Below are 14,171 nucleotides of genomic sequence, written 5' to 3' on the forward strand. Positions count from 1 at the left end.
GCAGTGGGGTACGACATTCATATCGAAGATACGTTCTATTGAGGAAAGGTCGCTGCGCCGCGGCATTGGGGAGGAATGGGCGGCGGGCGCGGAGGCGGAGGCTTTACCGAGGTGCGATCACGACGTCGACGGCGTCACCGATGTCTTTGCCGAGCTGCTTCCGCACCTTCGCGCTGAGCGACACCATGTGTCCGCCCGAGCCGGTGACCATCGCCCCGACGTTCTCCAGCCTCACATCGTCGATCGTGGCGTCGACGCGCACCGTCTTCTTCGTGCCGAAGAACTCCGCAGACCCCGGGATTTCGACGCAGCTCCACGTCTCGCCCTTCACCTCGACGCCGATGGTGGCCGGAAACCGCAGCTCGCGCTCGCTCATGCAGCCAGGGTAGATCAACGCCAACGCGGTGGAGAGACCACCGATGGCAGCGCGCCCCGGTGACCGCGCACCGATGCACCCCCGGGGAGCCGCACCCGGATGGACGACGTGCGGGGCACCGCCCCCCATGGCCGGTGCCCCGCACGTCCTGTCACGACGACGACGTCAGTCGGCGACCCGTCGTCGTGCGATCCCCACGGCGCCCGCCGCGAGGAATGCGATGCCCCAGATCGCCAGCTGCCAAGGCGCCTCTCCGCCGGTGGCCGCCAGCATGCGCCGCTCGGCCGCAGCAGAAGCCGCCCCAGAAGCCGCAGCAGAACCCGCCGCCGGGTTCGCCGCGCCTGCAGCGCCGTTGCCCGAGACCGCGCCCCCCGTGCCGGCCTCGGCCCCGGAGCCAGCCCCAGGCGCCGACCCCGACCCAGACCCCGACCCCGACCCAGACCCCGACCCCGACCCAGAACCCGACCCCGGCTGCGATCCGCCCGGCCCCGGCGGCGTCGTCACATCGGCGGGGCGCACCTCGACGGGGCTCCATCCGAGCGTGGTGCCGTCGTCCGCGGCGAGGGCGAGGCGGTGGGAACCGGCCGGGATGTCCGCGGGGAGCGCGAACGTCGCCGCGCCCTCAGCCGTCACGGTGGTGACGCCGAGGTAGCGGGGCTCGGAGAACAGCCACCCGTGGATCGTCGCGCCCGCGAGGTCGCGGCCGACGTTCGCCGTCACCGTCGTGCCGGGCGCCGGTGTTCCGTCCACCACGACGTCCCCGCGGTTGCCTGCGTTCAGACCGTCGGGGTCGGGCACTGCCGGGCCCGAAGCTGCACCTGTCGTGGCCTGCACCGAGACGGGAGCGCTCTGGCCCGCCGCGTTGTGGGCGGTCACCGTGACCGTGTACGTGGTCGACGGCTCGAGGTCGGTGAACCCGAAGCGTCCGAGCCCCTGCACGTCGTCGACCTCGCGCGTTTCGGTGCGGCCGCCGCCCGTGAGAGTCGCGGTGTAGGCGGTCAGCAATCGGAACGGGTACACCGACGCGGGATAGGGGTTCTGCAGCGGCGCTGCCCAGATCTCGCCGATCAGGGCGGTTGAGCCGCCATCGCGCATCGTGATCGTGGGCTCGCCGGGCACCTCGGGAACCGCGAACCAGACGTCGCGGACGCCGGTCGAGCCGAAGCTGTTGTGCAGACTCGCCTCGATCTCGTAGGCGCCCGGCTTCAGCCCGGTCAGGACGAAGACGGTGCGCGTCGTCGCGGTCCGCGTGATCGGCTCGCTCCCGTCGGCGGGGCGGACGATCAGCTCGTAGCGCTCGATGGGCCCACGCTCGTCGAGCGGGTGGACACCGATCTCTGCGCCGTCAACGCGGATGTCGAGCGTGACGCCCGTGTGCGGCGGCAGAGACGCCGGGGTGTCATCGTCACCGGCGCCGGACCCGTCGTCGTTCACGAGAGCGGATACGGCTGCGGGTGCGGTTGCGGATGCCGCGAGCTCACCCGACGCTTGCTCGTTCTCAACGACCTCGGCCAGGTCAGTCTCGGCCGGGCTCGCCACACGCGCCGCGTCGGCAACGTCCGCGTCGGCGACGTCCGGCTCGGCGACGTCCGGCTCGGCGACGTCCGGCTCTCCGACCGGCATCGCGACGACCGGCATCGCGACGACCGGCTCGACCGCCGCCGGCGCCGCCTCAGTCGGCGCGGCCGCCTCGACAGCCTCGGTTGCGGTGGCCGATCCCGCCGGACCAGCGCCCCCGGGCGACTCGTCGGCATGCGCCGGTAGCGCCATGCCGGCGACGACGAGTGTCGCCGCGATCAGCGCGGCGGAGGCCGCGGCGAGGGAGGGATGTCTCTTCTTCATGGATCCTCATCGGGAACGGATTGCGACCCGCGCCCCAGTCGGCGAGCCGTCGATCTCACGCTGGCATCGGTCGCCCGATCACAACGGCCGTTCAGGCCCGCCACGGCCGTGTGCGAACAACCCCGAACACGATCGTGACCGGCATCGATAGAGTGATCGCCGCGGGGCGAGGGGTCGCGCCGCCCGTATGCGGTTTGCGACATGCGATCGCACCAAGGCTGGGGGAGTGTCTGTGCAGGAGGACGAGACGCGATTCGGCGAGCCCGACTCGCTCGACGCGATCGCGCGAGATCTGCTCGCGTTGAAGGATGCCGCAGGCCCCGTGTCGTACGCCGAGCTGGTCCGTCGTATCGCGCAGCTGCGGGTCGAGCGTGGCGTGAACCCCGCGGCCGCGCAGCCGCCGCGCACCACCGTGTACGACGCCTTCCGACCGGGCCGGGCCCGCATCGATGTCGGCCTGCTGCGCGACATCGTGCTCGCGCTGGGCGCCGACACCGATGAGGCCGATCGCTGGATCCGTCGGTATCAGGCCACCCGCCGGCCCGACGACGTCGCTCCGCGGGTCGCCGCCCCGCCCCGCCCGCGCCCGTCCCCGGGCTCCGCCCTCCCACCGTCGCCGCGTCCGACGCCGCAGCTGCCGGCGACCCCGCTGGCGGCGCCGCATCCGCTCGTGTCGCGCCGCGTGCAGGCGCTGATCATGCTCGGATGCCTCATCGTCAACTTCATCGGGATGTCGACGGTGCAGCTGCTGCACCTGCCGATCTACCTCGACATGGCCGGAACCGGGGTGGCGGCGATGATCTTCGGGCCGTGGGCCGGGGTCATCGTCGGGCTGAGCACGAACGTGTTCGGTTTCGTCGTCGGAGCGCCCGGAGCCGCGCCCTTCGCGATCGTCAATGTCGCGGGGGCGCTCGTCTGGGGGTACGGCATCCGCCGGTTCGGAATGGGGACCGACCTGTTCCGCTACGTCAATCTCACGCTGCTCGTCGCGGTGGCGTGCTCGCTGGTGGGCGCTCCGCTGGGCGTTCTCATGTTCGGCGGGTACTCCGGCCACGGTTCCGACAACGTCACGTCGTCGATCGCCGGTCTCGGGCTGCCGGTCGTCGCGGCGGCGTTCTCGGCCAACATCCTCACGTCGATCATCGACAAGATGCTCTCGGGGTTCATCGCCCTCGTCGGCATAGCGATGCTGCGCACCCGAGTGAGCATTCCCACCGCGCAGATCCCGCTCGTCGAACGGCTGATCGTGCAGAGCGGACAGGTCTCGGGTAACCGGATCGGCTGGTCGCCCGGCGCGATCGCGCGCTGACCTCGCTGTCGCTCGACCCTGGTTGCCCTCACGCGGCCACGGCGGAGTCCGGGTTCTCCAAGGTGAGCTTCCTAGGCTTGTCGTTTCGGCATGGCGAATAGGGGTGCAGATGAATCGGGGCTCGGCCGGGGGAGCAGGGATCGAGTCGGCCACCGGGGTGCCCGACCGGGCTCGGCTGACACGCGTGCTCGAGTCGCCGATGGTCCGGTTGTGCGTCATCCAAGGGCCGAGCGGCGCCGGCAAGACGACGCTGGTGCGTACGTGGACGCTGCGGACGGAGCATCCCGAGTCCGTCGTGTGGGTCTCGGTGCCGGAGGGAATCGCCAGCAGTCGGATGCTGTGGCGCCGGGTGCTCACCGCCGCCGCGAAGACCGGGCATCTGTCGGCCGACGTCGTTGCACGTGCCGGCGAGCTGGTCGAGGCGGGTGCCGACCCGGTCGACGTCGCCCGCCGTGTCGTCGCGCTGGATCGCCCGGCCGTGCTCGTGCTCGACGCCTACGAGCGGCTCGGCGAGCTGACCGAGCGGATCGACGCCGATCTCGCGCGTCTCCTCGCGATGTACCCGATGCTGCGCGTCATCGTCGCGACTCGGGGGGAGACGGCCCTGTCGGTCGCCGCTCTGGATGACGGGATCACCCGCGTGCTCTCGCGCAGCGAGCTGGCCTTCACGCCCGCAGAGGTCGTCACGCTCATGCGCGAGCAGGCGCGCATGGCCGACGAGAGGGCGGCGCATCAGGTGGTCGTGGCCACCGGCGGATTCGCGCTCACGGTGTGTGCGGTGGTGAGCGCGATCGCGCAGGTCGGCCACATTCCTCGACTGGACTCGAGCGAGTGGCACGGCGTCGTGGCCGATCGGATCGCGTCGTCGCTGCACGACCCCGCGACCGTCGAGTTCATGACCGACACCGCCGTCGCGCGGTCCGTCGACGCCGACCTCGCCCGACGGCTGAGCGGCAATCCGGATGCCGAGGCGCTGCTCACGGCGCTCGAGAGAGACGGGTTCGGGCGATGGATCCCCTACGCGTCGGGTGGGCGCGTGTTCCAGTACGCCGAGACCGTGAGGGACGCGTTCCGTGCTCGCGCTCGTCGGGACGGCGACCGATACCGGCGGTTGTGCGTGACAGCGGCGCAGTCGATTCTCGAGGGTGGCATGGGCCTCGTCTGCGCCCTCGAGCTGGCCGTCGAGGGCGCGGATTGGGCGCTCGCCGACCGCGTGCTGGCTCACCTGTTCGCAGCGAGCACCGACAGCTACCCGGATGACAGCCTGCTGCCGGTGCTCGAGCGCGTGCCCGAGAACGTTCTGCCGTGGCATCCGATGCTCACGTTCGGCCTGGGGTTGTCTCTCTCGGCCAATCCGCTGCGGTGGCCCGAGGCTGCTCGCCTCTTCGACATGGTGATCGATGCGCCGTCGTACCCCACGTACTTCGCCCCCGCGCTCGATGAGGTGACCCGGCTGAGCGTGGGCGCGACCGCCGCGCGCCTGCGCGGCGACTGGTGCACTCCGATCACGTGGAGCAGGCGTGCCGTCGAACTGATCGACCAGATCGATCCCGATGTCCGTTCGCGCTTCAGAGAGCACCTGGGTGCCATGCTGCGGCAGCTGAGCCTGTCGCTCTGGCAGGGAGGTCGTCTGCACGAAGCGATGACGGCGGCGACGCGGTCGGCGGCGGTGTGCTCGACACCGGCGTCACGCAACTCGTCGACGGTCGTCGCCGCGGCGATGATCGCTTCGGCGGGTGACACCGAACGGACTCGTGCCCTGCTGGCGAGCATCGATCGCACCGCCTGGTCGCTCGAGAACGGCCTGGTGTCGTCCAAGGGTCTGGCGGTCCTCGCCCAGGCATGGATCAGCTTGGACGCGCTCGACTTCCGTGGCGCCGCGAAGCAGTTGAAGCTCATGCCGAACGCGCCGCACTCCGAACGCTGGCCGTTGCTCACGGCGACAAGCCTCGCCGTCTGGCACGGCAAGGGGCTCGCGGCGGCGGAAGCTGAGCGTGTCGCGACGGAGCTCGGCCACGGCGACCTGCCCGGGGTGGGGGCCAACGTCGCCAGCCAGCAGCTGCACGCCGCCCTCGGGCTGGCGTGGCTCGCCGCCGGCGACCACCGCCGTGCCGCCGAGGTGCTGGATCCGCAACCGTCCGACAGTCCGTACCTGTCTCACGCGCGCGTGATGTGGCTGCTGTCCGAGCACCGCGACGCCGCCGCCCTCGAGCGGGCTGAGGCCGAGCTCGAGCTGCCCGGGCACACCATCCGCTCGCGCGCCGAGGTGCAGACGTCCGGGGCGATCGCGGCGCTGAGACTGGGCGACGACGAACGCGCCTGGACCTGGCTCGGGGCTGCGGCCCTGGCCGCCGACAGTTACGGCGCACGGATGCACGTCGCGTTGCTGCCGCCTCGTGATCGCCTCGCGCTGGGAGACTTCGCGGCGCAGCGGAACTCGCTCGTGCTGCAGCGCTACCTCAAGACCCCGGGTCGGGTTCGCGGTGCCGCCCGGCCGCCGGCCATTCAGCTCACCGATCGCGAGAAGGTCGTGCTCGCGGCGGTCGACAAGCATGGGAACACCCGAGACGTCGCCGCAGCGCTCTTCGTCTCGCCGTCGACCGTGAAGGCGCAGCTGCAGTCGATCTACCGCAAGCTCGGTGTGACGTCGCGCCGAGCCGCCTGCGATGTGGCCCGCGAGCTCGGCATCCTCGACTCGAACTCCTCGCCGCACGTGCCGTGAGTGGCACGACCGGGACTAGTCCGGGAGTGAAATCGCGGCCGAAAGGACTAAGTCCTTCCTCCTGACCGTCCTGGCGCGTCTTGGGGCTGAGACCGTTGTTCGGTCGCCACGAGCGCGACCGAACAACCGTCGCCGATCTGGGGCGGCGCGAGACACGATGCGCTCGGGGTGACACCCCTGTGCGCTGGGGGAGGAACCATGCAACGTACGGAGGCAGGTGCGCGTCCACGCCGCGGGCGTATGGCGAGCGCGGTGCTCGCGATCGTCGTGATGGCCATCGGGCTCTGGGGCGGCGCCACGCCGGCGGTCGCCGCCGGGTCGTCGGCGGTGCTCGACAGCGTCGAGTTCGCGAACGACACCTTCCAGGACCAGTCGGTTCAGACGCTCAAGGTGGCGTGGCACGCGAGCGAGTCGCCGGCCACGCCGCCGCTTCACGTCGCGTTCGATCTGCCGGCCGAGCTCATCGGGCAGGGCACGTCGTTCAGCATCGGCAACGGCACGTGCACCGTCACCGCAAACCGGGTCGAGTGTGTCGTCGACGACGACTACGTGCTCGAGAACCCGCTCGACATCCGGGGCGAGTTCGAGATCCGGGCGCAGGTCGACCTCAAGAACACCGAGGCGCTTCCGGGCGCGACGTTCACGGTGGGCGGCGTTTCGACCCCGCCCGTGCACGTCGACTCGCGTTTCTGCGCCGAGAACTGCGAGTACGGCGGCGTCTGGGGGCCGTGGAAGAGCGGCTGGTACGACAACCCGAACGACACCGTCCACTGGTGGGTCGGCGTGCCGACGCGCGGCGACGGCATCGAGTCGGCGGACGGCGGGCTGTCGCTCGCGCCGGGGCAGACGATCACCGTCACCGACAGGTTCGACGAGAACAACCCGTTCACTCTCGTCGAGGGGTCGCCGCGGGTGCAGCGCGCGACCTGCGTCGCGGTGAGCGAGTGGAACGATCCGTCGCTCGTGTGGGTCGACCTCGACCGTTCGCAGTACACCGTGAGCGACGACGGTCGCCGGGTGGAGTTCGTGACGACCGCGGGCGAGGGGTGCGTCGGCCAGGATGCCGGTGAGAACGCGGTCGCGCTGACCGGATCGGTGTACCAGGTGAACTGGGACACCATTGCCGAAGACGGCGGCAAGGGCGTGTCCGGACCGGGCTCGTACGACAACAACGCGACGATCGAGATCGACGGTGCCGTCAGGGAGACCACCGCGACCGCGACCCGTTACAGCAGCAGCGGTTCGGCCATCGGCCGGAGCTACGCCCGCTTCCAGCTGCAGAAGACGTGGGACATCGACGCCGCGGTCATCGCCCCCGACGGCATCCGAGTCGATTACACGATCGAGTACCCGGGCGGCGTCCCCGCACCCACCTCGGGCACCATCACTCTCGACGCCGGGAATGACTGGTCGTACACGAGCCCCGACATCTACGCCGGTTCGACGGTGACGCTGGCGGAGGTCGACCCGTGGCCCAGCAACGTCGACGGCTCGGCCGTGCTGACGCTCGACGGTGCTCCCGTCGCGCCGCTGCGAGACAGCTCGTTCACCTTCACCGCGACCCACTCGACGGCCCCGCTCGCGGTCACCCTGACGAACGCGGCGACGCTGCAGACGCAGGCCGTGCAGGCGCGGAAGCAACTCGACAACCCCGACGGGATGCGGATGCCGGATGGCACGGCGTTCGAGCTGACAGCGTCGTGGCCCGCGAACCCCGACCTCGCGATCGCGGCGGGCTCTGCATCGGTCGCGCTGCCCGCCGACGGATCGGTCGTGGAGTTCCCCGCGCTGCCGGTCGGTGCCGAGGTCAGCTTCGCCGAGACTACGCCTGCCGATGTTGCCGGTGGCACGTGGACCGGCTCGACCGTCTCGCCGCAGACGCTGGTGATCGGACCGGACTCGGTCGGCGCGACCGTGACCGCGACGAACGTGATCGCTCGCGACGTCGGATACTTCGCCATCGAGAAGAAGCTCACCGGCGATGCCGCCGACCTGGTCATCGACCGCACGTTCGAGGTCGACTACGCCTGGCACGCGAACAGCGAGCTCGGCATCGAGGCAGGGTCGGGGACGGTCTCGGTCGCCGCGGACGAGGATGCCGTGACCGTCACCGCGCCCGCCGGCGCCGAGGCCACCCTCAGCGAGAAGCCGGTCGCGATCACCGGAGGGACGTGGGCTGCGCCGACCTTCGAGCCGGGCAACACGATCACGGTCGTGCAGGACGAGACCGCGCGAATCACCCTGACCAACCTCATCGAGCTGAACACGGGCGCCTTCTCGCTCCACAAGGTGATCGACGGCAATGCCGCAGCTCGCGTTCCCGCCGACGCCGAGTTCACCGTGCACTACGCCTACCCCGCCGGGGTCGGATTCGGCGCCGCGGAAGGCGAGCTGACGGTCGGAGCCGGTGAGACCGTGACGAGCCCGCACCTGCCCTACGGGGCGCAGGTCACTCTCACCGAGCTCGCACCCGCCGATGTCGAGGGCGCGACGTGGGAGGCGCCGGCGTTCAGTCCCGCCACCGTCGCGATCGGTGACGGCACGGTCGTCGAGGTGACGCTGACGAACACTCTCACCGCGCCAGAAGTGGTCGCCGCCACGGTCCCGGGTGACCCGGGTGATCTCGCGGCCACCGGTGTGCTGGGCGGTGACGCGGTCGTGTGGTGGGCGACGGGGTCTGCGCTTCTCATGCTCGCGATCGGGGCCGCGGTGCTGATGGCATCTCGCTCGCGGCACGCCCACTCCGTCGGGGCGGTCGAGTAGCGGAGAAGCGCCTCAGATGGGGGGAGTGGCCGGAGCGAGTCGATCGCTTCGGCCACTCGTCCTTTCGGTCAGCGCCTGCGTCGGCCGCGTCGCGGGCCGTAGGCGGCGGCTGTCGCGATGGCGGCTACGGCGAGCAATGCGGCGATGAAACGGATGCGTCGGTCTCGGGGCTTCGGTGCGGGGTCGGTGTGTGCGCTTGAAGTGTACGCGAGGTGCGTATGCCATATGGCATCCCGCCCGCCACAACCTCAGGGTGAGCACACCCGGACTGTGAGCCGGTACCGGTCTTAACCCTGCGTTCCCTCAGGCCTGAGGTGCGCGCAACGTGAGAGGCGTATCGTCGCGTTCTGTCGGGAGCGGGGTGCCGACGCGCATCGATCAGGGGTGGTCTGCGGACGGGGAGGAACATGCGCAACTACCGAGTGACCCACATCTACGACGCAGCCGACGGCTGGCAACAGGTGCGGCCCTTCGTGCTGACCGCTGACATCCGCGATGAACTCATACGGGACGGATGCACGATGGTGCGAGTCCGTTCGGGGCTCGGGCATCGCAAGCTCTCGCTCATCCGGGTGCGAGACCTGCACTGAGGTGCCCAGATCACTGCGGAATAGGGGTCCAGCCGAGCACGATCGCCGTAAGTGTTACTGCTCCTCGTGCTTCCCGTTGCTCTGGAGGTCACGAGTGAATCGCTCCTCTCGCGGGTGATCGGTTCGTCGACGACCGGGTCGAGAAGAAGCGTCCGACCGTGAGCGTCGAGCTGGACGCCCGCCATCTTCAGACGACGTGCGAGTGCGCTGCGGAGGCCCCGTCGAGTGCCACGCGGCCGGGAAGCACGGGATTAGCCATGCTCCTCGAGCTGACCGAGGCGCAGGTAGCGACCCACCCGTGTCAGAAGGGCGGTGGCTCGTGCCTGCTCGCCTCGGGTGGTGGCGCGGCGCCAGTGTCGGGAACGAAACAGACCGACGGAACCGGAACATCTTCGCGGTAGACCCGGCCCAGGGGCGAGGTCCATTCCATGACCCCGCCGCCGATCTGTCTGACTTCCCACCGGGTGAATTGCTTCATCGAATGGTGTCGCTGACACAGGTGGGCAAGGTTGAAGATGTGGGTGTGCCCACCGAGGGCGTAGTCGATGGTGTGGTCGAGTTCGCACCGGATCGCGGCCCGGCGGCATCCGGGGAATCGGCAGTGTTGATCTCTTGCCTTGAGCAGTCTGCTCATCGCCGCGGGCGGCCGGTAGGTGTCGACCTCGACCGGGGTGCGGGTGATGGGGTCGATGAAGAGCCGGTTCCACATCCTGGCGCGGCCGGCGAGTCTGCGGGCGGTGTCGGCGTCGATGAGCGAGGCGCCCACCAGTTCGGCGGGGGCCTCGTCGGCGCCGGTCACCGTCTCGGACCTCAGCGTCACCTGGACCTGCGCCCGGATCGCACCCAGTGGCCCCGCGGCGTCGCTGCCGTACGTGGGATCGACGACCGGGGCGCCGCCCAGCAGCAGGTCGCCGAGGATGTCGGCGCGGAGCTGATCCATCGTGCGGACGTCGGGTGCAGAATCCTCCACCGGCGCCCCACCGGCGGCGGCGCGTGCGTCTTTGACGGACTGCGCCATGGAGGTGAGGCGGTCGTGGATGCCTGCGGCGATGACCGTCGGCAGGGTGGCGCTGAGTTCGGACATGCCGTCGGTGCCGTGGGTCACCCAGACGCCTCGCTTCGCCGCGGCGCTGCGGTGCCGCTCGGCGAAGGACTCGGACCCCATCCGGGCGGCGAGGTTGCGGAGCGGTTCGCGCACCCGGGAGGCGATATCGCGCTCGCAGATCGAGATCGCCTGCTGCGCGTAGTCGTCGCGGATGTCGTCGGCGAGGCCGCATCCCATCCGGACGACGACGTCGACGTGCTCGCGCGTGATGCGCTGCTGCTCCCATGCCTCGAAGACAGCGGGATAGTCGTCGACGATGGTCAGCGCGTGGTCGATCTCGCTCTGCGCGCGGCGGTCGTGCGACCGCCTCACCCCGGCGATCTCGGCGGCAATCGAGCGCATCTCCATGTCTGACCCCATGCCGCGCGGCCGCTCGCCCGAGCGCGCAGCCTGGCGCAGAGCGCTGCGTCCCGCCTCGGCGAGCGCACGGGTCATCGCGATGTGCGCGGCGTGGAGCAGGTCGTCTGCCTCGGACACCCGATCGACGATGCCCGCGTACGGCGAGTTCGACGAGCCGGAACCCGGTTCGTACGAGCTTTCGCCGTTCGATGTCATGTTCCCATTATTGCCAGGAGGTCAGACATTCACCTCGAATATCCGTACATCTGTGGAGAACTATTCTGCCGCTCGGTTGGGGAGGAATGGACTGCCACGGCCGCTAGAACCGGACGCTCACTGCGACGACCTGCCGGTGGACATCTGCACCAGGTCGAACGCCCAGCCCTGTGACATAGCGATCGAAATCGCAGTTATGGTCACGACGGCGGCCAGGCTGCCCCACGAGGTATTCGCGAACTGGAGGGCCCGCTTGGCGAGGAACGGGCTGGGCACACTCACGCGGGTGAATCGGAGGAACGCGAGCCAGTCGAAGACGGTCGCTGCGGCAAGGAACACAAGGATTGCGGCGGACGCGGCGCCAAGGAGGAGGAAGACGAGGAAGTAAGCCGCGAGCGGGCCAAAGGTCTCGAGAAGTGCCGCTACCTGAGCACCGACGGTCCCGAGCGAGCGCACCCATTCGGGTCCCGCGCCGTCCGGGATGGCCTGTTTTGTTGCGGCATCGATAGCGGCCAACGACAGGGCGCCTCCTCGCGTGTTGTACACACCTACCCACGCCACTGCCACGGTCGCAAGAGCGATGACGGTGTTGATCAGAGCGAACACCGCTTGACGTGGGATCCGCTGGAAATCACGCACTGTCATCCGCAACGCATATACCGTTCCGAATACCAGTGCCAATGACGCCCCGATAGTGATGGCGAGCACGTAGGGGTGTAGATGTAGGAAGAGCACCGCCGACACGATCGCGGCTATCGCCGCTCCGACGATCAACTCGGATGTGTCGGAGGATGAGCCCGAGGTGGATCGGCTTCGCTGCGCACCACCGCTCAATGCCCTCGATGCGTTCGCCTGTACCTGAATGACGGTGACGGTCGTGATGGTTGAGGTGTTGACCACCGAGTGGGCGGGCCGCTTCACTCTCTCGATCAAGAGTTGGATAAGCAGCACCACGACGCCTGACACGACGCCGATGCTGATCTGGCCTAACCAGGACGTACTGTCCACGTGGAACCCTTCCGGTGAATGCTGCCTGTCGCGTTGGCTTGGGTGCGCGTCATGCGAAAGGCCCACGTAACGGGAGCATCGATATGCATCCATCGCGCCTGCCGGACGCGGGGAACCGCGACGGCAGGGCGCCGCATATCGTCGCATGACGTTTCCCGGCGTCGCGGCGACCGCCAGGAGGGCTCGTCGAGTGCCGCATCCGGTCCACGTGGTTCGCGATATGCCTCAGATGTCGCTCGAGCGGTAGTAAGGACGCGGTTTGAGTGGGCGGCGCGCGATGCGCGCCATGAGGATGTGTGATGAAGACGGCCGGTGATCGAGGTGCGCCGATTTCACTCATTCGGATGTATGATCTGCCCCGCACTGACCGCGGTCGCTAGGGTGGCGTCGCGGGGTCATTCGGTCGCTTTCGGCGGACTCGGCACTACCCGCTCGAGCCTGGCGGTGACTGATTGGACGTGATGCGACGGAGTGCGGCGCGAAGACCGCGCCGCGTGTTCGTCGCGACCGTCGGGTGCGTCACTCTTGCGCTGACGATGACCGCGTGTTCGCAGGGCCGCATCGACCCCCAGGAGTACGCCCCGTACACGGTGGCGCAGCGCGCGGATGCCGAGGCAGCCGCCGAAGCGGCGCTTTCACGTGCCGCGGATGGGGCGGTGCTGACCGAGCAGACGATGGATGGCTGTTCGCAGGGGCAGAAGAACTGGTGGGTCCAGGACGGCAGCGCGTGGACCTGCGCGCGTTCCCTGCAATGGGTCGTGGCCGCTGCGAGCGGTGACCCGGCAGAGGTGATTGCCGGATATCGAGCTCACCTCGCGGAGGCGGGCTGCATGCTCGACGAAGCGTCTTTCGGGATGGTCGAAAGCTACTGGGCGGACTATGGGGTGGCGGGTCAGAACGGGAACGGTGACCCCTACACGGTCGACGACCTGCCCTCGGCGTCGGCTACGTGCGACAACCGGCAGGTGGGTATCGACTTCCGCACGCCCGGGGGCGTGGAGCTCACTTCGCTGCCGAGGTCGCCTTTGCTGGTCGTCGAGTGCGAACCGTTCAACCTGCAAGCCGTGAGCGACGCGGGAACGCCCCTGGTCGCCGTGCTCGGCACCATTCGCAGCTAACACTCCGTTGACTGGACGGGCGAGATCAGCGGGAAGGAAGAGGATGACGCGCAGTCTGACTCCTCGCCCGGCTGGTGCGCCTGCCACAGCGGAAGCGACTGCGACTGCCCGGGCGGATAGGGGCATCACCGGGTGACAGCCACGTGCCCGTTCGGTCAGCGCTTGCGGCGGCTGCGGCGTCGGCCGTAGGCGGCGGCCGTCGCGATCGCGGCGACGGCGAGCGACGCGGCGATGAAGAAGACGGTGGTGTCCACGGTGGCTCCTCATGATCGTCGGGTGCATGCCACGCTACGCGGAAGGCGGATGCCGCGAGCGGCTCGGTGGCGCCGAAACCTCAGTGCCGGCGCAACCCAACCGGTAGCCGATACGAGTGGGAGCCCAGGGTTCACTCAGGCCTCCTGTGCGGACGGCGAGGGAGGCGTATCGTCGCCTTTTGTCGGGAGCGGGGTGCCGGCGCGCATCGATCAGGGGCGGTCTGCGGACGGGGAGGAACCATGCGCAAGTATCGAGTGACTCACATCTACGACGCAGCCGATGGCTGGCGCCAGGTGCAGCCCTTCATCCTGACCGCTGACATTCGCGATGAACTCGTGCAGGGCGGATGCAGCATGGTGCGAGTCCGCTCAGGGCTCACGCATCGCAAGCTCTCGCTCCTCCGGGTGCGCGATCTGCACTGAGGCCGGCGCGCTGATCGGCGCGGTGGTGCACCGGCGCAGTTGCGGACGTGGTTCAGACGAGACGGCGCCACAGGGCCAGTCGCTCGGCTCGTGAGAGGGGGCGCGC

General features: G+C 69.4%; 10 protein-coding genes. 6 read left to right on the forward strand and 4 right to left on the reverse strand.

Translation table 11 applies throughout. The features are described 5' to 3' along the window. Window positions 1–103 precede the first annotated feature (103 nt). Together ACU6RU_RS15150 and ACU6RU_RS15155 are read right to left on the reverse strand one after the other, a co-directional pair. Window positions 104–376, reverse strand: coding sequence for a DUF1905 domain-containing protein (locus ACU6RU_RS15150; protein WP_446726962.1), 273 nt, complete (start codon window positions 374–376; stop codon window positions 104–106). A gap of 165 nt (window positions 377–541) precedes the next feature. Continuing rightward, a complete protein-coding gene (locus ACU6RU_RS15155; RefSeq protein WP_446726963.1) occupies window positions 542–2,218 on the reverse strand; it encodes a fibronectin type III domain-containing protein in 1,677 nt (558 codons plus the stop codon). Between the two features lie 226 nt (window positions 2,219–2,444). On the opposite strand from ACU6RU_RS15155, the gene ACU6RU_RS15160 reads away from it, so the two are divergent. The 4 genes from ACU6RU_RS15160 to ACU6RU_RS15175 all read left to right on the forward strand — a co-directional run bounded on the left by ACU6RU_RS15160 (window position 2,445) and on the right by ACU6RU_RS15175 (window position 9,602). Further along, complete coding sequence (locus tag ACU6RU_RS15160; protein WP_446726964.1) at window positions 2,445–3,527, forward strand: ECF transporter S component; 1,083 nt, start codon at window positions 2,445–2,447, stop codon at window positions 3,525–3,527. Between the two features lie 109 nt (window positions 3,528–3,636). Beyond that, a complete protein-coding gene (locus ACU6RU_RS15165) occupies window positions 3,637–6,249 on the forward strand; it encodes a LuxR C-terminal-related transcriptional regulator (RefSeq protein ID WP_446726965.1) in 2,613 nt (870 codons plus the stop codon). 198 nt (window positions 6,250–6,447) lie between these two features. Continuing rightward, window positions 6,448–9,012: a DUF5979 domain-containing protein gene (locus ACU6RU_RS15170; protein WP_446726966.1), complete on the forward strand. Its 2,565-nt coding sequence runs from the start codon at window positions 6,448–6,450 to the stop codon at window positions 9,010–9,012. A 407-nt stretch (window positions 9,013–9,419) separates the two neighbouring features. Continuing rightward, the gene (locus ACU6RU_RS15175) at window positions 9,420–9,602 is read left to right on the forward strand and encodes an alternative tryptophan synthase beta-subunit (protein WP_446726967.1); all 183 of its coding nucleotides are present in this window, start codon (window positions 9,420–9,422) and stop codon (window positions 9,600–9,602) included. A 301-nt stretch (window positions 9,603–9,903) separates the two neighbouring features. Here ACU6RU_RS15175 and ACU6RU_RS15180 read toward each other — a convergent pair whose 3' ends face one another. Both ACU6RU_RS15180 and ACU6RU_RS15185 read right to left on the reverse strand, forming a co-directional pair. Further along, window positions 9,904–11,262 (reverse strand): DUF222 domain-containing protein, encoded by a 1,359-nt coding sequence (locus ACU6RU_RS15180; RefSeq protein WP_446726968.1) that lies wholly within the window; start codon window positions 11,260–11,262, stop codon window positions 9,904–9,906. Window positions 11,263–11,379: 117 nt separating this feature from the next. Further along, entirely contained in the window at window positions 11,380–12,270 is an 891-nt protein-coding gene (locus ACU6RU_RS15185; RefSeq protein ID WP_446726969.1) for a hypothetical protein, read from the reverse strand. Between the two features lie 494 nt (window positions 12,271–12,764). On the opposite strand from ACU6RU_RS15185, the gene ACU6RU_RS15190 reads away from it, so the two are divergent. Beyond that, the gene (locus tag ACU6RU_RS15190; protein ID WP_446726970.1) at window positions 12,765–13,388 is read left to right on the forward strand and encodes a hypothetical protein; all 624 of its coding nucleotides are present in this window, start codon (window positions 12,765–12,767) and stop codon (window positions 13,386–13,388) included. 494 nt (window positions 13,389–13,882) lie between these two features. Then, window positions 13,883–14,065 (forward strand): hypothetical protein, encoded by a 183-nt coding sequence (locus tag ACU6RU_RS15195; protein ID WP_112617826.1) that lies wholly within the window; start codon window positions 13,883–13,885, stop codon window positions 14,063–14,065. The last annotated feature ends 106 nt before the right edge of the window (window positions 14,066–14,171 follow it).

The organism is Microbacterium sp. F1-18 (assembly GCF_052921305.1).